This is a genomic window from Bacillus sp. MRMR6 (assembly GCF_001940785.1).
GTDB lineage: Bacteria > Bacillota > Bacilli > Bacillales > Cytobacillaceae > Neobacillus.
The window spans coordinates 31,332-52,233 of record NZ_MSLS01000031.1; the positions used below are offsets into that span (position 1 = coordinate 31,332).

20 protein-coding genes and 2 pseudogenes are annotated in these 20,902 nt (G+C 38.9%); 3 read left to right on the plus strand and 19 right to left on the minus strand.

The features are described from left to right. Positions 1-73: 73 nt before the first annotated feature. Positions 74-1,348: an L-lactate MFS transporter gene (locus BTR25_RS21280; RefSeq protein ID WP_075690035.1), complete on the minus strand. Its 1,275-nt coding sequence runs from the start codon at positions 1,346-1,348 to the stop codon at positions 74-76. Between the two features lie 517 nt (positions 1,349-1,865). Next, positions 1,866-2,072 carry a thiolase C-terminal domain-containing protein gene (locus tag BTR25_RS27805; RefSeq protein WP_483295279.1) on the minus strand — a complete coding sequence of 69 codons (207 nt, stop codon included), beginning with the start codon at positions 2,070-2,072 and terminating at the stop codon, positions 1,866-1,868. Between the two features lie 75 nt (positions 2,073-2,147). Here BTR25_RS27805 and BTR25_RS21285 point away from each other — a divergent pair. Then, positions 2,148-2,435: pseudogene (locus BTR25_RS21285) on the plus strand (aldehyde dehydrogenase family protein); the annotation flags it as partial. Here the strand turns inward: BTR25_RS21285 and BTR25_RS21290 are convergent. The 12 genes and pseudogenes from BTR25_RS21290 to BTR25_RS21345 form a co-directional block, all read right to left on the minus strand. Beyond that, positions 2,419-2,688, minus strand: a pseudogene (locus BTR25_RS21290) (UvrD-helicase domain-containing protein); the annotation flags it as partial. The pseudogenes BTR25_RS21285 and BTR25_RS21290 overlap by 17 nt on opposite strands. Positions 2,689-2,904: 216 nt before the next feature. After that, complete coding sequence (locus tag BTR25_RS21295) at positions 2,905-3,345, minus strand: hypothetical protein (protein WP_075690037.1); 441 nt, start codon at positions 3,343-3,345, stop codon at positions 2,905-2,907. Between the two features lie 230 nt (positions 3,346-3,575). Further along, the gene (locus BTR25_RS21300; protein ID WP_075690038.1) at positions 3,576-3,896 is read right to left on the minus strand and encodes a hypothetical protein; all 321 of its coding nucleotides are present in this window, start codon (positions 3,894-3,896) and stop codon (positions 3,576-3,578) included. A gap of 32 nt (positions 3,897-3,928) precedes the next feature. Further along, the gene (locus BTR25_RS27810) at positions 3,929-4,642 is read right to left on the minus strand and encodes a hypothetical protein (protein ID WP_075690039.1); all 714 of its coding nucleotides are present in this window, start codon (positions 4,640-4,642) and stop codon (positions 3,929-3,931) included. 253 nt (positions 4,643-4,895) lie between these two features. Next, positions 4,896-5,027, minus strand: a complete 132-nt coding sequence (locus tag BTR25_RS28670; RefSeq protein ID WP_368483007.1) for an SEC-C metal-binding domain-containing protein — start codon at positions 5,025-5,027, stop codon at positions 4,896-4,898. A 428-nt stretch (positions 5,028-5,455) separates the two neighbouring features. After that, a complete protein-coding gene (locus BTR25_RS21315; protein ID WP_075690040.1) occupies positions 5,456-5,887 on the minus strand; it encodes a coiled-coil domain-containing protein in 432 nt (143 codons plus the stop codon). A 330-nt stretch (positions 5,888-6,217) separates the two neighbouring features. Further along, on the minus strand, positions 6,218-7,141 hold the full coding sequence (locus tag BTR25_RS21320) for a hypothetical protein (protein ID WP_139311303.1): 924 nt from the start codon (positions 7,139-7,141) through the stop codon (positions 6,218-6,220). 118 nt (positions 7,142-7,259) lie between these two features. Then, positions 7,260-7,775 carry a TetR/AcrR family transcriptional regulator gene (locus tag BTR25_RS21325; protein ID WP_075690041.1) on the minus strand — a complete coding sequence of 172 codons (516 nt, stop codon included), beginning with the start codon at positions 7,773-7,775 and terminating at the stop codon, positions 7,260-7,262. An 84-nt stretch (positions 7,776-7,859) separates the two neighbouring features. Further along, positions 7,860-8,321, minus strand: a complete 462-nt coding sequence (locus BTR25_RS21330) for a hypothetical protein (RefSeq protein ID WP_075690042.1) — start codon at positions 8,319-8,321, stop codon at positions 7,860-7,862. Then, positions 8,318-8,683: a MerR family transcriptional regulator gene (locus BTR25_RS21335; RefSeq protein WP_303046861.1), complete on the minus strand. Its 366-nt coding sequence runs from the start codon at positions 8,681-8,683 to the stop codon at positions 8,318-8,320. Before BTR25_RS21335 ends, BTR25_RS21330 begins: the two co-directional genes overlap by 4 nt. A gap of 356 nt (positions 8,684-9,039) precedes the next feature. After that, the gene (locus BTR25_RS21340; protein WP_075690043.1) at positions 9,040-9,780 is read right to left on the minus strand and encodes a hypothetical protein; all 741 of its coding nucleotides are present in this window, start codon (positions 9,778-9,780) and stop codon (positions 9,040-9,042) included. Further along, positions 9,777-13,547, minus strand: coding sequence for a DEAD/DEAH box helicase (locus BTR25_RS21345; RefSeq protein ID WP_075690044.1), 3,771 nt, complete (start codon positions 13,545-13,547; stop codon positions 9,777-9,779). The genes BTR25_RS21340 and BTR25_RS21345 overlap by 4 nt, the downstream gene beginning before the upstream one ends. 355 nt (positions 13,548-13,902) lie before the next feature. On the opposite strand from BTR25_RS21345, the gene BTR25_RS21350 reads away from it, so the two are divergent. Beyond that, positions 13,903-14,676: a YheC/YheD family protein gene (locus BTR25_RS21350; protein WP_075690045.1), complete on the plus strand. Its 774-nt coding sequence runs from the start codon at positions 13,903-13,905 to the stop codon at positions 14,674-14,676. Between the two features lie 17 nt (positions 14,677-14,693). Then, positions 14,694-15,761 (plus strand): YheC/YheD family endospore coat-associated protein, encoded by a 1,068-nt coding sequence (locus BTR25_RS21355; RefSeq protein WP_075690046.1) that lies wholly within the window; start codon positions 14,694-14,696, stop codon positions 15,759-15,761. Between the two features lie 123 nt (positions 15,762-15,884). On the opposite strand, the gene BTR25_RS21360 is transcribed toward BTR25_RS21355, so the two are convergent. The 5 genes from BTR25_RS21360 to BTR25_RS21380 form a co-directional block, all read right to left on the minus strand. Further along, positions 15,885-16,853, minus strand: coding sequence for an NAD-dependent epimerase/dehydratase family protein (locus tag BTR25_RS21360; protein WP_075690047.1), 969 nt, complete (start codon positions 16,851-16,853; stop codon positions 15,885-15,887). A 196-nt stretch (positions 16,854-17,049) separates the two neighbouring features. Further along, entirely contained in the window at positions 17,050-17,967 is a 918-nt protein-coding gene (locus BTR25_RS21365) for a putative nucleotide-diphospho-sugar transferase (RefSeq protein WP_075690048.1), read from the minus strand. 42 nt (positions 17,968-18,009) lie between these two features. Next, entirely contained in the window at positions 18,010-19,128 is a 1,119-nt protein-coding gene (locus tag BTR25_RS21370; RefSeq protein ID WP_075690049.1) for a glycosyltransferase family 61 protein, read from the minus strand. 47 nt (positions 19,129-19,175) lie between these two features. After that, positions 19,176-20,129, minus strand: a complete 954-nt coding sequence (locus tag BTR25_RS21375; RefSeq protein ID WP_083652504.1) for a putative nucleotide-diphospho-sugar transferase — start codon at positions 20,127-20,129, stop codon at positions 19,176-19,178. After that, positions 20,108-20,878: a glucose-1-phosphate cytidylyltransferase gene (locus BTR25_RS21380; protein WP_075690050.1), complete on the minus strand. Its 771-nt coding sequence runs from the start codon at positions 20,876-20,878 to the stop codon at positions 20,108-20,110. Before BTR25_RS21380 ends, BTR25_RS21375 begins: the two co-directional genes overlap by 22 nt. Positions 20,879-20,902: the final 24 nt, after the last annotated feature.

The following is a 20,902-nucleotide window of genomic DNA, read 5'->3' on the forward strand; positions in this document are numbered from 1 at the left end:
ACTTGCATTCTCATATTATCACTGTATTAATAGTGATAATTTTATAGGGTTACCCTTTAATTTGCAACAAAACTTAACTTGCTTTATTTTTCATTGATAACTGATTGTCTATTTTGCTTTTCTTAAGCTTATTTATATCCACTCGTATAAGAATGGAGATGATAAAGGCAATCACAAACAATCCAGAGAAGAACGTTAAGCTGCCGGAATAGCTACCTGTTGTATCCTTAATCCAAGCAGTAAATAACGGTCCCACCAGTCCTGCCGCCGCCCAGGCTGTTAGGATGTATCCATGAATAGCACCTAATTGCTTTGTACCAAATAAGTCTCCAATATAAGCTGGGATCGATGCGAATCCTCCCCCATAGCAAGTATAAACAACAATTAACAATGCAATAAACAACCATTCAATTGATATATCTGGCAGTATGAAGAAAATCACCATCTGCAGAACAAAAAATGTCGTATACGTTGCAGGTCGTCCAATAATATCTGAAAAACTAGCCCAGCCAATTCTTCCTAAACCATTAAAGATTCCAATTGCTCCAACTAACGCTGCTGCTGCCGCCATATCAATTCCGATACTTTCCATTGCAAGCGGCTTTGCAACTGCTAGAATCGCAATCCCACAAGTAATGTTAATAAACAACATCAGCCATAAATACCAGAAACGTTTTGTTTTAACAGCTTCATTCGCCATTAACTGTGATAAATCCATGTTAGGTTTTGCTTTTCCGCTTTTAATTTTCTCTTTATATCCATCTGGAAGCCACCCTTCTTCTGGCTTTTCAAGATATAGTGATGAAAGAAGCATAACCACAAAGTAGGAAATACCTAAGGTATAAAATGTATTGGCTACCCCCACTGATTCAATCAGCATATTCATAATCGGACTGCTGATCGCCGCTGCAAATCCGAAGCCCATAATCGCAAGACCAGTTGCTAATCCTCTTCTGTCAGGGAACCATTTGACTAGTGTTGATACTGGAGCAATATATCCTACACCCAGACCAATCCCGCCAAGGACCCCATAGAAAAAGTATAATAGGGTTCTTGATTCTACATGTACAGCAAAACCAGACCCAATAATTCCGACCCCAAAGAATATAGCAGCCAATAACCCAGCTTTCCTTGGACCATATTTTTCAACAAAATGCCCTAAAAACGCCGCCGATAAACCTAAAAATAAGATTGCAATACTAAAGGTTAGTGCAACTTCCGAGTCAGACCATCCAAACATTTCTTTAAGTGGTGCAGTAAAATTACTCCATGCATATACAGAACCAATAGAAATATGGATTCCAACTGCTGATAGAGCAATTAACCAACGATTTTTCCCCTGTTTCATTCAATCTCTCCCCTTTTGAAATCGTATATCCTTGTGAACAAAAATAAAAAACCGCTGCAAGTATTACTAGAGTCCTGATATAATCAGAATCCTAGTAATCTTCACAACGGTTCGCCTTTAACAGGATCGCTGTTAAGTACCAACAGTTAAAAAATACATATAGGTTGAATAGATTTAACCGAATAACAGGAACGCTGTCTCTAATTAAAAATACAACCCATCATTTGTAATAAATATTATCTTTCACATTTTGTTCACAATTTATGTACTCACTATACCATGGAAGCGAATTCAGTACAACCTTTTTTAAAGTACATAGGGACGGTTCTTGTGCTTCTTTTGTTTAGCTAAACGAAGGAAGCTTGAGAAGCGCTACGTATCACATGATGCCTGGCACTTGTTTCCCCTTCAGAATGACAGCACTATGAGAAAGACTGTTTTTGTTACGCTCCACATTAATATAATCTCGTTCGTTGGTTAATAGTTTAGTATATTTATCGCCACCACAACATTTCCATTATTCAAGAGACCCCCCTGCATTTTGTGTTAGACCTACTCTAGGCTTATTCGGAATTTGCCTAGTACCTGCTTGACCTCTTAATTGCCAAACTACTTCCGCAATTTGTGCAAGTCCGGTAGCTCCAACAGGATGATCTTTAGAAATCAAACCTCCACTAGGATTAACTGGTATGCTTCCTCCAATTCCGGTCTCACCAGATTCCAGTAATTTCCCCCATCTCTAGGAGCACAGAAACCCAAATGTTCATAGGCCCAAATTTCCCCAGGAGCTGAGGCATGATATGATGAATTTGCTGAAAAATTTGTTACTCGGGCAAAAGAGCTCCCATCCGGTGAACCAAGTGATCCTAAAACAGTGATCGGTCCTCTCGTTAACGAACGCCAGTTAGAAAAGGCCCTTCAATTCATTGAGGAGGCAAAACGTGAAGGCACAACTGTTGCATTAGAGGGTAAAAGGGATGGCAATGTTCTGACGCCATTTGTTTTCACAATCGTAGATAATTCTAGTAAACTAGTGCAAACTGAATTGTTTGCTCCGATTGCTTCTATTATTAAAGCGCAAACGGATAGTCCGCGGCAATTGTTTGACGCTTTTCTATTAACCTTTTGCGAATACGCCCCTTCATTTCCAGCGCAGCATCTTCGGTGAATGTGAGGGTAACAATCTCTGAGACCTCTGCACCAAACTCTTTCTTCGCATCATCGCCAAGCTCACTTTTCAGCTTGCACTCACATAAATGGACATTTAGTTCGGTTAGTACCCTTGTTTTCCCTGATCCAGCACCTGCAGCCACTACGATAAATGGTTCTTCTCCATAAACAGCTCTTCTTTGCTAACGCAGGAATTAAAACCTATAGCGAAAATGTTTACAGGGGTTTAAATAATGAACAAATCGTAGAATCGTTGCAACTATAAAATGTTGTTAACATTCGTAGTTGTTATAGCTGTGCAGTTGTACATTTTTTTATCAGCTAGCATGTCCTAAAATAAGCCACCAATATAGGTGGCTTTATTTTCTAACATCCTTATCCCACTTTTACTGACAGCCTTGTGCTATAACTGAACCTGATGGAAGTGGCATAATTAAACCAGATGTTACCGCAAATCCCTCGATAGTGAATACAATGAAATCGTTAATAAGATCAGGACTATCTTGGAAACTTGCTAAAAAGGAAAATGTCCCTTCATTTGCTACTACCCCTGTACCTGTTACACGGACAACACAGCCTTCAACAACAAGTTCACATGTAACGGTATCAATATTAGTTGAAGTAAATGTAAAACTCCTATCTGGAAGCTCACCACTTGTATCTACAAAAGTAAAAGTAACTGTTCCTAGTTCAGGTGTATCTGCACATACATTTGTAGCAGTATACGTGGCAGTACCTGTACGAACAGTTCCATCTGTAAAAGTAACTTCTTGATTTTCAGCAACAGCTATAGGAACACTAACACCACACGAACACCTTATTCCCATTGTGACCCCTTCTTTCCTTAGATTGTAATATTCTATGTCTATAGGAAGAAATGGTTTGGACACTTCTCATGGAGGAAAGTGCCAGGCATCTCCCCAAAAGTTTGGAGAGTGCCTGGTATTASTTGTTTACTAGAATTCCTGGTGAATCACAGGGACGGTTCTCCTGCTTCCTTCGGTAATCGAAGGAAGCAGGAGAACCGTCCCTGTGTAAACTCCTATGTAAACTAAATTTATTTAATAAATCCTTTAAGATACTGATAGAGTTCTTCCAACTCCTGCTCTTTTGCCACGATACAATTGGGAAATTGTTTGATTTCGGCAATACTTGTTAGTTTAAAGTCATTTGGTGTGGGCAGCCCCGATGCACATATTACCAAATAATCTGCAAAGAATATTACTCCTGTCATAGCTGACATTTTGATGGTCATATGTCCCATTGCTCTTCCTGCGAACAAACCTTTCATCGCGCTTTTTCCACCTGATCTTTCAATAACGATTTGAGTCTCGTCAACCATGACTGTTGTACCAGATTTAAAGTCGAATGTTTTCATGTTTGTCTCCTCCCACTTTAATATAATCGTTATTATTCCTGAGTTTCGATTCCTAGACTAACTTCTATTGTAGTAATGGCAACAACCGCTTCTAACATGCTACTGTCAGCCATTTGAATATATAATTGCATTTGATTAACATCCTCTGGAGACATTTCACCAGTATTAAAACCGTCTTGTGCCATCTCTACGGCCATAACTCTGAATGTAAAAGCCTCTCCCATCTTAGATTCATATGTTTTCAACAAATCCTTATCCGCTTTATCCATTCCTTCAACGGGGTCAACTATAAGGTTTCTTCCGCCTTGGTAATTATCTTTAATGACTTGCATATTATTATAAGCTGTGTAATAATCTGTACTTCCATTGGCGATAGCATCCATAGTAGGTTTCCAAATGTTATTCCAGTTATCATCATACACTTTTATGTGGTTATCGATTTCAGGTCTTATTTCACTTTGGTATGCTTGTTTCACCTGTTCTATTTTGGCTTTTTCTTCTTCTTCTTTCTTTTTTGGATCTATTTCTTCTTTGACTGTCTCTTGCTTGACGGTTTCTTCTTTGGATTCTTCTTTAGCTGTTTCTCCGTCAAAACCAAACATTACGCAAATGAACAGGGCTATAAATCCACCCAATGCCCATTTAATCCCTTTCTTGAATTGCTTCTTGAATAAGCAACTAAAGAACATATATCCACCTATTACCACACTAATTACCGCTAAGGAACCAAATATATTTTCTTTCATATGTCCCTCCAAATCATGCCGTTTCCCACTATATTTCGCTTTATTCTTTGCTTTTATTCTAACAGATGCTTCAAATAGCCTTCACCGTTACTTTAAATTCATGGTTCGATCCAATAACTTTTCTTTAATCAACCAACGTTCACTTTTGTGAATATCCTTAAGGATTACCGCAGATTTCGCAAAAATAAAACAAGTGCCAGGCACCAGCCAATAAATTGGATGAAACCTGGCACTGCACTTATTAGCATTGTGTTTATTTATTCCCACAGCATTTTATATATTTTTTTCCACTTTCACATGGGCATGGGTCATTTCTTCCAACTTTGATTTCCTTTTGAACAGGGACTGTTGTAAAAATGCTTTCTCCAATAATTCTATCGTCCATTCTTCTGGTACGTATGGAAAATCGTGTAATGCATGCAGTACAGTTTCTTGAATTAATAAATCCTTACTAATTAAGCATGGTTTAATTTTCTCTAAAAATGTCATCCTAACATTCTTCATAATCTCATTATCTCTTAAGCCCGTTGGATTTCTCAATTCAACAACAATTTTTTTGTTCCTGTATGATAAACGATGGTATTACCTTTTGATTTAAGTAATTCTCTATAGCTAATTACAATCTTCAATAACATTTGATTTTATTTAGAACAATTCACCGTGGACTTTGACCCCAGTGACCATCTGTATAAGTATAGAAATTAGTGTGGGTTGAACAAAGAGGCAATGCCTTGTTAAGGAATTGACTAAATAAAAGTCACGAAACTCTCAGTCTGATTAAGTATATTATTGGGGAGTCTTATTGGGTGAGGTTTAATGATTTTTCAGTTTATAAATTTCCCTTGAATGCTCGGAAATCATTTGATCATAGTATTCGAGGTCGTGTTTTGTTGCCATTGTCGCTTTTATATCTTTAACCTCCTCGAAGACGGAATCAAGTTTTGTTCCGATAATAGCTACTTTTCCGTTTAATTCGGTAATTTTACCGTCCATTTCAGTGATTTTGCCGTCCATTTCAGTGATTTTTCCATCCATTTCAGTGATTTTACCGTCCATTTCAGTGATTTTTCCATCCATTTCGGTAACTTTTTCATTTGTTTCGGTAATTTTCACATTTAACTCGGTAACTTTTCCGTCTAAATCAGCAACTTTTACATTTGTGACTGCAACAGCATTAATTAATTGATGCAATAAATCACCCTGTCTTTTTTGTTCAGCCAAAATCAAATGAAGTGTTTTTTCCATCTCACTCACCTCCTACATTTATTATTTATTATAGCAGATTTATGTTGAGAATTGTCGATGTAAGGTGGGAGAAGCAAAGGGACGGTTCTCTCTGCTGCTTCCTTAAATCTCTTTTGACCACATAAAATAAAACCGATTAAACATTTATCTCTGCCACCGATTCAAGGCAAATAATCTTCATCTTCATTTTAAAATCTGTGCACCTACCAGTTTCCAGCCTTCAATTCGTGGAGTAAAGTTAAATACCCATGGAAGTATTGACTTTAAAGAGTTGTGGAAAATGCCAATTTGGATTAATGGGCAGAGGGAACGAATACTTCACCCCTTACCTCATTTTAAAATGTCTCTTTCTTTTAGAATTCCTGACCTTGTAGATACTGCATTAGTTCTCCTCAGGTTTATCAAAAAGACAAATACAGTTGTAACCGTTCCAAGCCAAACAAGTATTAAAACACCTGTAAGGATAGGTACTAAAGTCAGTTCAAACACAGTGCGGCCTAATGCAGTTTGGATACCTATGAGTAGCATAGAAAGCATCCAAGCAATACTGCTAATATGGATAAGACTTTTCTTTATCTCATCCTTTATCCGTGCTTTTTCCAAAAGCCATGCAGGCAGGATTAAAGTTTGCAGTGCGTGAAATGCGATTCCATGAAGTATAATGACATTCCCCCCATCCCCTGTAAGTCGGTCCTGAAGTATAATCATCCATATACCCGCAAAATTCCCAACTAAAACAGAAATAAAGGCATAACGGACTCCCATTATTAGTAAGGAGCGATCGTGCTGCTGCTTCATTCTTAAGAAATGAATCGCAAGTACAATCGTTAATATAACGAGTAATAACGAAATGACTCCAAACAAGATTCCCGCCATCATGTCGACAACTGTCCCTTCACGAGAGAATCTCGGACTAATACCTCTAAAATTCTGAACGGTTTCAATGGTATAGCAATATAAGCTTGCGAAAATAAATAACCACCGTATCACTCTTCTTTTTCTAGCGGCGAATTTAGTCAAGGGTAAAATTGCAGCGATTGAAATCATAAAAATTCCTATCGCTGCATTAAAGGAAAAAGCATCCTTTACATTTCCTTCTGGTAGGATCGTAGGTCCTTGAAAAAATAGATAGATGGCGATTCCTGCTGAGAGTATGAATCCGATTAAACCTGTAATAACAAGACCTCTTTCACCTTCAAAAAGCTTAACTGACGGTATTGTTTCCTCACGATTTGATTTCGTAAATTTAGACACGTGTAACCACTTCTTTCATTTTTGTTTATTTATCAATTAATAAATAAACTCACAAAAATATTTATTTATCAATCAATAAATAGATGAATAAAAAAAGGAGAGCATTGTATGCTCCTTTTTAACAATTACCTTTTCCTGGTGTTAATTGCGGTAAATTCAAAACCTCTGCGAGCGTTATTAATAATCCTGTGCCAATAAATTGTGAAGCCGTCTCTTTTGCATTTGAAATTCCTGCATTTTCAAATTTTAGGGTTAAGGATTCAAAGATTTCCAGAAATAGTTTGCTGACATGTTCGCGAATGCCGGTATCTGATATTGAATGTGCCTGCATCACCATCAGTACCTCATCACGATGTGTTTGGATGATTTGCTCAAAGGCATGCCCCATCGTTTCAATCAATTGATCGGCTGGTGCTTTCACTTCAGCAAAAGTATCATATATGCGGCTAAATGCACGATCAATAACTGCTTTAAACAACTCTTCTTTGCTTTCAAAAAAATGAAATACATATGGCTGAGTCACCCCTGCAGCCTTTGCGACCATTGCAGTAGTTGCTTTATAATATCCCTTTTCAGCAAAGACCCCTACAGCATTTTCGATTATGACTTCTTTTTTATCTACTCGGACTGCCACTATTACTACCATCCTTCGTTTATTTATTGACTAATAAATAAATCATAATTAACTCTGCAATCAATGTCAATAGGGAAATTAATTCTAAGCTTGCACTATTTTCAATGCTTCTTGTTCCACCCTTTGCAGGAATTCCTGAACCACAAGATTATTGCTTTTTTCGCTGCCTAGCTTCAGCATGGCTCTTCCTACAAAATTAACTCCTTCATTTTTTCCTTCATAAATAAACTTCGTATGGTTCTCATCGATTTTAAGTAATGTAAAACTAAAAGTAATTCTAAAGGCTTTACCTAGCACAAAGCTTATTTGCTTATGCTTTTTGTCAGTATTATTTTCATATGCTAAAGTATCTACAATATAGGTCTCTACCCGCTTCCCTTCGCGGTACTTTTGCTGATGTTTTGCCCCAACTTCCACTTCTGTCTTTTCAATCAAGGTATGTTCCTCTACTTTAGGCATTATTTTTTTGATGTTTTTATCTAAAAATAAACTCCAAACTTTTTCAATATTCATGACTATGTTTATTTCTTCTTTCCATTGAATCAATTTTGCTCCTCCTTCCCAGATACGATAAATTCATCAATTTCTTCAACCTGAAGACGAAGGTCTTCAATCTGCATCTGTATTTTACTTCTTTTTTCTAGCAACAATTCTTCTAAATGGGCGAAGGACTCATCCTCCATGACAGAAATCATCTCTTGTATCGTAAAACCAAATCGTCTTAGCTTCACTAAGAGAATAGCCAGAAAGTAACTTCCATCATCATAATAGCGGTATTTATTTTCGGGATTAATATAAGCGGGTTCAAGTAATTTTACTTCTGCATAATAGCGTAAGGCTTCTTTACTTAATCCCGTCATTTTTGAAAAATCACTTATCTTGTACAGCTTCTCTCCGCCTCCTCCCACCTACATCATAAACTGTGGGGTGCACCACAGAGTCAACATTACTTTGAAATTTTTTTCATAAGCACTGCTATTTGTTTATTATTTTGTTTTAAACTATTTTCTAGTTGGTTATAACTAATTTTTGCCGTTCAATGGGAGCAAAGACAAGCGAGAAGCAAATGTTTTGGTATATACATCTATCATCTCCGATCAAAAGGTATTTACATATTTTCTCGTGTTAGTTCGTAAAAACCTGCTTAAAAGGCTAAAAAGACTGGAGATATTTATCCGTCAGTCGTTCCTTCCCAAAACAAGTGCCAGGCACCTACCAAAAACTTGGATGGTGCCTGGCACTAGTTGCGTTAGTTGCGAGATATTCAACTTCCATCTTGCCATTCTACTCGTTCTTTTTCTTCGATTTGTTTCTCGAGAATGTCATCCCAGCGCTGTAGCCATGTATTCCAAACACGTGCATAGTAAATGTCCTTGTCTTGATTGTATAGCTGAAATTCCAGGCACGGTACATGTTCAACCTTCTGTTGGTCGAAGCTTATTACTTCCGATACTACTGTTTGAAATCCGTTTTCCTCCAGCTCGTTTCTTCGCTCAGAGAGTACTTCCAATATTTGGTCTCCATTGATAAGGTTTTGATTATTTGTGTAGCGGAAAAGCGGCAAATTCCCTTTTGTTTCAGGCAAAGGGTCACTTGTCTCTGGCCAAAACTCATCATGCACTGGGCTGTACGATAGCACGGTTGACTCTTCTGCCATTTCCTCTACAATGATTCCTGTCTTTAGCTGCTCATGCCCTTTCGCTGTTAGCTTGTAGCTTTCTTTTTCTAGTCGGATCAAGCCCATTCGCTGCATTTTTTTGAGTAAATCGGCAATGAATAGCTCCTCTACCAGCAGCAGCTCGGACAAATTGGCTGCCCGCCGGATTTCCGTCTGTTCAAAGGTGAGGAGCATCATTTTCATGAGAATGTCCATTTTAGACCGCTTGACCCGCTTAAAGGCCACATCATATGTCACCACCGGCAAATGCCACATATCGGTCTTCTTGATTCGGATTGCTCGATCTTCAAGTAAGATTGAACGTAAATGGTGTTGTAATTTATTCACACTCTCACCTCTTCAAGTGTTCGCAGACCATCTTGTTTTTTCACAGCTTCTAATACATGTGTATACATTTGTCTCGTATCCTTATTTTTTGCCCGCTCGGTATACATCTTCGTGCTTCCGATTAACACAAGCAGCTCTCTTGCTCTTGACAAAGCGACATTTAACCTGCGGTAATCTTTGGCGAAGCCGATATCATCCTGCTTGTTATCGTGATTGCGCACCATGCTGAGCAGAATCACATCCATTTCCATGCCCTGGAACTTGTCCACTGTCCCAGTCCGAATCGTTAAGTGCGGCAAGCGAAGCTCCTGATGAATCATGCGCTCGATTCTTTTTACTTGTTCCCCGTAAAAACTAATGACGCCTATGCTTTTTTTCTCCCCAAATTCCATTCTTCCCTCTTGCTTCGCTAGTGCAGCTGCCTCATCCAATTCCTTCAGCAATGCACCAATTCTCATCAATTCAGCAGGGTTATACAGGCTTTTTCCGCCCTTCATTCTTTCTTCAAAAAAAGCAGCCCCGTTCGGCATATCCAGCCATAGTAGATGATTGTTCCGCTGGATGAGCGGTGATACAAGCATGTGATCCCGTTCTACATCAGAGTCAGTCAAGCCACATTGAAGTCGTTCGTTTTCCTGCTCATAAAACGGAGTAATGGTTGCCATAATGTTTTCATGCATCCGATATTGGATGGCAAGCATCATTTTATTGCTTTTCGGCAGGTTTTTAAACAGCCGTTCAAACAGTGACTCTTTTAACAGCTGTTTTAATTCAGCTATTCCTTCAAAGTCATCACTTTCCTCCGCCATTTCTTGTAGGGTTTCCTCCAGGGTATCATTTCCTAAAAGAGGTGGCAGCTGGTGATGATCGCCGACTAAAATGATCTTTTTCCCTTTTAACATCGGTAAAAGCAGTTCTGGGGGAGTGGCCTTTGACACTTCATCAATAATGACAACATCAAACACAGGGTAGCTTTCGATAAAATCCTTGCGAGCAGATGCGACACATGTTGTTCCTATTACATTTGAGTGCTTCACGTAAAGCTTACGGATTTCATTCAGGTCAAAGTCATTTGCTTCTTCCAGCAAGGATAGCCACTTCCCTTGAATGGTCTGGAACAGCGGAAGCTTTTGTTTTTCCTGTTTTAATGACTCTCGTATAAATGAATTACTCGCTACGCTCCGTAATACCTTTTCGTGCTCCCGTTCCGGTTCTGTAGACAGGATCTCCTGTAAAGGTTCCAGTTCCTCTTCTTTTTCTTTAACTGTGCTATTTAGCTGTCCAAGACGGGCTTCAATTTGAGTTAATTTTTGCTGTGTTTCTTGTAGCTGGAGCGATTCTTTTGCTCGTTTTTGACGATTCATTTCAACACGAAGCGTTGCTTGCTCGTATTGCTCTTTCTTTCTCTGAAGTTCAAGCGCTGTTTCTTCCTTTTGATAGAGCAATTCTCTTGCGTTTGGAATGATTTTTGTCGTTTCCAGCATTTGCTTTTGCTTATTTTGTAAAATAGGAAACTTGCTGCTTTGCTCATCCATTATCCTCTGCCACTTTTGGAGCATGATCTTGTTTTCATACTTAATTGGCTGAAGCTGCACAGTCAGTTCCTGCTTCAATTGCAGAAATGCCTCTTGCACCATTTTTTTATAGGCATTATACGGTTTAAACCGTTTTGCCCTTTGCCAGACAAAGTGTCTCCTACCATATAATCCTTCTAGATAGGATCCAAGTCTCTTTGGGTTGACGTTTCCCTTTAGTTCACTTCTAAGTCGCTCTAAAAATTGGTCAATTTCCGCAGCGGTAGTCGAAACGGTTCGTTGCTGCAGCTGTCCAATTGATAGTTGCTGCCGCTCTAAAAGCTGTTCAACATAGAAAATAGCCCGGTTTAACGTATCATTATACGCCTTTAATTTATCAAGCTGACCTACTTCACCGCGGAGTTCATCTAGCTGTTCAAGTACCTCCTGAACGCGTAAGGACCGATTGATATTTTGTTCGAGAATGATCCATTTTAAGTTATCGACTTTTTTGGCGGCTGTTATTCTCGCTGTTAGAGCGTCTGTCTGCTTCAGGGCCTCGTTCCACTTCTCACATTCTGTAGACGCCACTTCCAGCGTTTGGGTAAGGTTATGAATCTCGTCTTCCAGTTGCTGAAAAGAAATGCTATCCTGCAATTGCATAATCTCTTGCTGGATCGTATTCCACTGTTGTTGTATGACGTTACTGTTAGGCTCCCCAGCTAGAAACGCTTCGTCCTTATCCATGATATTATTTAACTCGCGAAGAGACTGTTCAGTTTCCTGCAAGACCGTTTGTGTTGTTTGTCGTTCCTTTTCAGCAGCCTGAACGTCCTTTTTATATGTCTCGATTGTAGACTGAATTTGCTGATACTGCTGCTCGGCTTGCTTTTTCGCAACAAGTTCGCTCTCGACACGTTGAAGAGTTTGTTGAAGACGCCCATGTTCCTGTTCCGTTTTGGTCCATTCCGCTTCTAATTCGGTTGCTCGTTGTTTACGTGCTTCAAATTGGGTAGAAACTTCCTGCTGCGTATGGTCCTTCCAATATTGTCCGACATTTTCTTCAATAAATTTTTTGCCTTCTTCTTCAATGCTTTCTGTCCGTCCAACACGAAGAATCCGGATGTCTTTATTTGCTAACAATCTTCCAAGAGCATTATCGACCGCTAAATTTGATTGTGAAGCAACCAAAGTGGTCAGTCCCGCCTTCGCATTTTGCAGGCAAATTTCCGAAATAACCGTCGTTTTTCCTGTTCCTGGCGGTCCTTGAATCACGTATAAGTCATCGGCAGACATAGCGCCGATGACCGCTTCTTGCTGGAACTCGTTCAATCGATTATGAAATTGCAGCGATGCTCGCTTTTTCACGGCTTTGACAGGGGGCTTGTTTTCAAATAAAAGACGTTCAAGCTCCGGATTTGCAGCAAGGCCGTTTTCTAATTGCTTAAACCCTTGCCGAAGTCTTTTTACCTGGCTTACTGTTGCAAAATTACTAAAGACGACTTCCTTTGGATGGAGTTCAAGTCGCTGCCCGCGGGCCTGCTCCTCCATATACCCGTGTAATTCCACTTCCACCGTTGAAGCAGAACGGTTTGCTTTCAGCACCTTGCCAATGTCCTTGTCAATTCCCTTAAGCTTGACGCTCAAACCCTTGAGTGACTTCCATTCCTTTTCATTCAACTGGCAACCCGTAATCGTGACTCGGCTGAAATCGTCATTGTAAATAAGTCTTGAATAACGAGAGGTCATGTCAGGAATATCCGCAGTCCGCTCCTGGATTTTCAAGTAGCCTTCCCAGCTCGCAATCCGCTTTTTCACATACATGGAACTATCCTGTGCTACCGGCATGTTGTGAATGATCTTCAACAGTTCAAGCGGTACGGCTTCGCTGCTCTGACCGTTCAGGTTAAAGGTGATATCAACTGGAAGCCGCCAATTAGACTGCAATGGTGTATGCGCGGCTCTCGTCGTCACATTTGTCACCACAAATCGATCCTGCTTCACGATACAATGGAGAACGACCACCAGCCTATTGACCATACTCGCTAGCCTTACGTTTGCTTCATTGTCAAGGAACAATGCTACCGAAACAATTCGATCTGCCGACTGTGGGTACTTTTCAATAAAAATACGAAAAGACTTCTCCAATAAAAAAAACGATCGCTCCTCCACCCCGAGCTCCCGCAACTTTTCCTTCGCCTTATTCGTCAATGTGACCGGACAACGATATGTCATAGTCTGTTTCATCACCATCTGTCCACCTGCTTTTTATAAACACCGTAACGTTTTTGAATGGTTATTTATTAATCTATCATAATTTTAAAATAGTTTTGAGCAAGAATAAAAAAAATCCGTTGATTACTGATTATAGCATACTCTGAATGACCTTGTGGAAAGGCATCTGTCACTGCCAAAGGTTACCTTTAAGTTTTGTTAGGGAGCAAAGGGACGGTTCTCCTGATTCCTTCGTTTAACGAAGGAATCAGGAGAACCGTCCCCATATCAACCCCATATCACTCCAAAAGGTTTTATTATATGGGACTTGTACACGAGCAAATCAGGGGTTGTCACATATTATAGATAATATAAACAATATGGCGGTGATAAATTGTATATTAAGGTGTCTAAAGCAAACCAGTTTCAGTTGTTAAGGACCAATTCCGAATTATTAGCATACCTCCCTGAAACAACCGTATATAATAAGGACTTATTAGGTTTGTTTTTAAAAAGGTTTTCGGCTGTTTACGTGAAACATAGCACAGCGGGTCAAGGACGTGGGGTTTTTAAGGTTTGGCGTAATGACACTGGTGACATTGGATTTAGTGGATTTAGTATCCATGGAATTGAAAGCAGCGGCAGTGTAAAAACAGTTGAAGAGTTCGATTATCTCCTTCAACCCTTTCGATCAAGCACCAACGGAAAGGCATATATTCTTCAAGAAGCAGTGAACAGTTCTAATCATGATGGAGTCCCAGTCAGTTTTCGAGTACATGTCCAAAAAATGAAGCATGGATGGGTTATTGGTGGTACAAAAGGTGCAACTGGCAGTGGAGTCATTATTGATAATGGGATCTTAAACCGTAATCGTGGTTCTATTACCCTACCAACATACGAAGTCCTAGAAAATGTGTTAGGTATGACCATAGAAGAAAGCAAAGAGGCTACTAAACTGCTAGAAAAAGTCTCGATCTTGGCAGCAGAAACAATGGCGGTTAAATATGCCTGTAGGGAGTTTGGAATTGATTTTGGTTTGGAGAATGGTATTCCGAAAATTTTCGAAATGAATACCCAACCCAGTATTGTTGCCTTTTCCCTGCTAGAAGACAAGTCGATCTGGAAACAGATTGTTTCCAATCGTAAAGCACAAAACCAAGGGCTTTAACAACGAGGAGATCGATTATGAGGCAGTTTATCGGCATTATGCTAAATGATTTTACCTACCAACGGATTCCTTTTGGACAAACATCACATGAACAACTCCCATTCTATGAAGAAGCAGGTAACCATTATGGACTGATTCCCTGTTATTTTAGAATGCGTGATATTGAACCAGGTATGAAACAGATTCAGGCCTATGTTATGGATAAAGACCAAAGTTATAAAAACATAAGTGTTCCAACACCAAAGGTTATTCATAACCGCTCCTATTCCAGAGAAAATGGACCGAATAAGCGGAAGATAGAAAGGTTGATGGAAGAAGGAATCGTTATTTTTAATTTGTGGACTCGCTACGACAAACTTCGAATTTCCAATCTGCTCATGCAGTACGATCATCTTCAGCCCTTTCTTCCAGATACTCTTGCAGCCACTCCCACCCATATTTTTGAGATGTTGAATCGTTATGATTCTATAATCGTGAAGCCAAGCTTTGGCAGCCTTGGCAGCGGGATCATGAAAATTGAGAAACAGGGTATAGAGTATTTGCTCAACCATTTTACTAAAGGATTGAAGATTCCTTTTTCAGATGTGTTACCTGCCCTTTTCTTAAAGGAGATTAGTGCCAGGTCATATATTGTACAGGAATTCATTCCTCTTTTAACATTTGAAGGGCGGCCATTCGACCTTCGTGTATCTGTTCAACGAAATGGAACCGGAAGCTGGCAGGTAACGGGGATCTGCGGGAAAGCAGCGAAAATGGGGAGTTTTGTTACCAACGTAGCCACTGGCGGGTCGATCTTTGTTTTTGAAGAATTATTAAGGCACAGTGAATTAAATGCTAAACAAGTTAAAAAGAATATCGAAAAAGTTGCGATTCAATTTGCAAATGCATTGGGAAATCAGCTTGAAGGTCTAGCCGATGTCGGTTTTGATATGGGTCTTCGTCAAAATGGAGTGCCTATTCTCATAGAATGCAATTTCAAGGATTTACGTTACAGCTTTCGCTTAGCAAACATGCTCGAGGAATGGAAACAAACCTATTTCAATCCGGTTGCTTATGGCAGATATATATATGATCGATTATTGTGAAAAACGAGGTTAAGATCCTCGTTTTTTCTTTTGTAACGATGAAAGAATTTCTAATGAAATCACACATCAAAAAAACGGTGAGGGTCTCACCGCATTTGGAGTGATCATAACCTGACCTTCATGCTAAGAATAGTACCTTTGATACCAATTAATTGTACTCTCTAATCCAGCAATCAAATCATACGTTGGCTTCCATCCTAACAGGTCCCTTGCTTTTTTAGAAGACATCAATTGCCGTTTCGTTTCACTTACGGCCTCGTTTAAAATAATTGGCTGCAGGTCGCTATTCATGATGTTCAAGAGATGACGAACTACCTCTAATATCGTATGCGGAACTTCATAACTGAAGTTAAAAGCTTCTCCTTCCAGCTGCAGGTTTTCGATTTTTTCTGCTACAAGTAAATGGGCTTTTACTGCATCGTCTATATATAAAAAATCTCGAATCGAAGTACCGTCCCCGCGAATCACCGGTGCTTTATTTTGTGAAATAGATTGGATCGTTTGTGGAATGATCCGATTAAAATTAAAATCCCCTCCTCCAAATAAGTTTCCGCAGCGAACAATGCAAACACCTAATTGATACGTATGGTAATACATATTGGTAATTAAATCTGCACAGCTTTTCGAAACGTCATAAGGAGATCTCCCTTGCAGCGGGTGCGTCTCCTTATAAGGAGGCGGAGCCTGATCACCATATGCCTTTTCACTAGATGTAACGATGACTCGATTCACTTTATTCTGACGGCAGGCTTCTAGGACATTCCAGGTCCCGCGAATATTCGTTTCAAAGGTAACCACTGGATTTTTGTTCGCAGTCCCGACGTCGGCTTGTGCAGCTAAGTGGAATACGGTATCAATGTGGTGATTTTGGATGGTTTCTATGAGCAGCTGTCGATCATCCAGGCTCCCAACAATAAAATTCATTTGCTTATAGGGTTCTTCTTGGAAAAGAGATGATCGGGGATTTCGAACCAATCCCGTCACATTTGCTCCTAGTTGAAGCAATTCTCTAACCAAATGTTTTCCCAAAAATCCAGTACATCCTGTTACAAAAACGTTTTTATTCTCCCAAAATAAAGGTAAGTCGTGCATCCGACATCAGCCTTCCATAAATAGTCATTCAAAGATTATCAATCTACTAAACAGAAACTTTGAATGGTCTTCCTTCCTTTCTCTGAAATCACCCATTTCAATTGCTCGACATTTCGCTCAAATTGAAACTCTCCAAAGTCTACAAGGATTCCAAAGTACCCTCGGTTTCTCCCCTTTCCTCTAAGCAAGCAGGCAGCTACCAATAACTTTTTAAATCTTCCTCTGTTGCAAATCCGTTGAAACTCGGCTCAATATGGTGCACTAATTTAACAAGCTGGGTAAGCAAATTCTGATAGATGGTGAAAACAAATGGTGTGTTTAGGGGGCTATTGTGAATAAGTTCGACTTTATTTTCTTGATTAACCACTCTAACACCGCTGAAATGATAAAAGATTAACTTGTTTTGATTGATCCATACAAGATCATCTTTTTGTGTAAAAGTATATTTTAGATAATTCCATGGACCTATATTTACACCGGCTGTTGTAATATCACATACATTGGTAAATAACTTAGACATATCATCAAGATATTTTTGATCTCCAAATATCCCCTTAACAGGGTCTATTCTACAAGCTTCTGCTGTTTTCTCCTTCCACCATTGTAAGCAGCTCATCCCGACCGAGTCCCTCTTAAAACTGATAAATCCCGAGTTGTATTCACCTGTTATATTCTTGATTTTTTTGACAAAACTATGTTTCCATTCGGGTCTGTATTTTTCTTCTCTTGATAATAAAACCGAGCCATTTACTTGTTCTTTAAAGATGATCTCTGGATCTTCCCAAAAATATAAATCCGAATCCATAAAGGTCACTCTCATTACTTTTGGATTCTGATTGAAAACCGTTTCCAGCAAAACAGGTTTCAATGTCCAGCAATATTCGTGGATTTTTCGTTCTTGTCTTAATGATCGAACGGATTCACTGAGTTCTTTTTCATGAATAATGGTTACATTACTCCAGTTCAGCTTTTTTAGCAGGTTGTAAGTTTCATCATCAACACAAAGAACAAAAAATTGAAATTTTCCTTTCCTTACTTTTTCAAGCGAGACCAGTAAAGCAAGAAACTGATACAATCTACTTTTCGAAATCGTTGAACAATAAACACTTTTCATACTCTATACACCTCTTTTCTTCACAATGTAGATTTGTAAAAGTTAATCTAATTTAGCCATTGCTAGAGTTTTTTCTAGTTTTTCAATATCAATCACAAAAGAAGCTTTATGCTTATTAAAGGCATCACTATGGGATACAGCTTCCCCTGTCATACAATAATAGTCAAGATTCATATGTTGGCTAATGATATAAAAGCACGGCAGTAAATATGTCGCAGGGAATAATTCGATGACCCTTGTCCCTGGGTTACAAAAGACGAGATTTGTAAGCCCCGCCCCATGTGGTGATACAATTACTTCTGCTGTATGAAAAAGCTGTATCTTTTCAAGGAATGACATGGAAGATAGGGTAACCTTCTTAAATCCGTGTTTTTCTAAAACACGGAATACTTCTTCTTCGTTTACTAACTTTCGATGTGAAGCATCATCACGGCTAATAAATACCCGTTCATATCCAGATCTTTTTTTAATAACACGATTTTCTAGAAATTCGTTTCTCAAAAACTGACACACATTTTTCGGTACATGTGCTGTATAGCCTGCAGGCGAAGATACAATTAATTGTTTCGCCAATAGATGTGAATCGGCATGACATTCAATCCAATTTTCTTTTGTAATCCCCATTAGCTTTAAACTTTCATCTTGGAAGTCACACTGACCTGCTCTATATTCAATCCCACGATTGATGACAAATCGATCAAACTTGACCTTACTCTTGCGTAGTAAATGGATCCGGGGTAACACATCAAACATCCAATGAAAATAATTAAAACTCACTTGAAACGTGATGGCTGCTAAAGTTTCAGGGATATAGGTAATAGGAGGAAGTTTATCCGGATTAAATATTGAATGTGATTGTGGGAAGGTATGATATTCGAAAGAAACGTCCCAAAGGAGCTTATTATCTGAAGCGATTATACTCCCATTGGTTCCATATACCCGTCCCCAGGGAACAGTTGCCAAAAACTGCTCAGGCGGCATTGTATGAAAGTCCCACTTAATGGTTTCTAAACTCTTCGGAGGTCTTTCTATTCTAGCCGGCTCCACTGGAAATTTCTTATAAACAACCTCTGGTGCTTTACTCTTTAAGCAGCCATCCACATAGTCCTCTGTCCTAATGTGGAAACCAATAGGTGGACTTATATGATGTAAGTCACTCATCTACTCACCTCGTTTTTCTATTCCATTTCTCCATTTAGACTTAACTCCTAATTCCAATATTTCTGTAAATCAGTTTCTCCTGCAAAGCCATTAAAGCTAGGGTCCATTTTCTCTACTTCATCAACTACCACATTCAGAGCTTTTTTGTATAATTCGTAGACTAAGGGAAGGTTCCAGTTCGCTTGATACACCGATTGAATATTGTCTTTCGCTGTTACCCTTATCCCGCTAAAGTGATAAAAAATGAGCAAATGATGATCGATGAAAATCATGTCATTATGGGTTGAGAATTGGTACTTTAAATAATTCCACGGACCAACATTTACTCCCGCGGTTTTAATAGCGCAAACCTTTTGAAATAAAGCAGGGAGTTCATCTAAATATTTTTGATCTCCAAATAGCCCTTCCTTCGTGCTGATTTTACAGGTTTCCAGGCATTTTTCTTTCCACCATTTCACCGCTTTCAAACCCATCTCATCCTGCTTGAAACTAATAAACCCTGAATTGTATAAGCCTGTCATCTTGATCCTATTTCTCAAAACCGCTGTATTCAAATTAGGCAGGTATTTCTCTTCTATAGAAAGTAATACAGAGCAGTCAGGTTGATTCTCAAATATTTGACGAGGATTTTCCCAGAAATACAAATCTGAATCTAAATAGGTAACTCGTTTAACATTGCGATATTTCTTTAAAATATATTCGCATAATACTGGTTTCATGGTCCAACAGTATTCATGAATCTGCCTCTCTTTTCTTAGCAGGAGAATTTCTTTTGGGAATTTTTTTTCGGGGACTACATGACAATTTTTTGGTTTATTTTTTTTAAAGAAGGTGAATGACTCATGGTCTATACAATGTATAAAGATACAATAGTCCTCACCCATCACTTTATTTAACGATTGTATCAAGGCTAGTCCTTGATACAGTCTAGTCTTCGTCAGAACCAAACAGAATACGTTCTCTGAATTATGCTTGACATTCATGGGAGCTTTGGATGCCATAAGTGATCCCCTTTTTCCCACATTTCATTGACTTCTACTACATTTTTATAGGTATCAATGGCTGTCCAAAATCCATCATGAAGGAAGACGGCTAATTGCTGATCTTCGGTTAACTTTTTCATTGGCTCTTCTTCAAATATGCAATTCGTTTCATCTCCTATATAGTGAAATACCTCAGGATTTAATACAAAAAATCCACCATTAATGATTCCTTCTGTCTTTGTTTTTTCTTCAAAGGATTCAGCGATCCCCTGATTCACAATCAAAGTACCAAATTGACTTTTCTTTTTAATTCCTGTTACCGTTGCAATTTTTCCTTTGGACTGATGAAACGTAATCAATTCATTGATATTGACATCAGATAATCCATCACCATAGGTTAACAGAAAGCTTTCATCCCCTATATATGGGGAAGCCCTTTTGATTCTCCCTCCTGTCATGGTATTTAAACCAGTATCAAGAAAAGTAATCTTCCACTTTTCTCTTTCAGCCAAGATGCTTGTCTGACCATTTGAGGAGTCCAATGTAAAACTATTATTCTTCCATTCATAGTCGATAAAATATTCCTTAATCTTTTCGCCTTTATAACCAAGTAATAAAATAAATTCGTTAAATCCATAACGTTGGTAGCTTTTCATTATATGCCAGAGGATCGGTTTATCCCCTATTAACGCAAGTGGTTTTGGCAGTTCATTGGTTACTTCACTCATTCGGGTGCCTTTTCCACCACAAAGTATAACGACTTTCATGGTTCTCCCCCTTTTGTTGTTTTC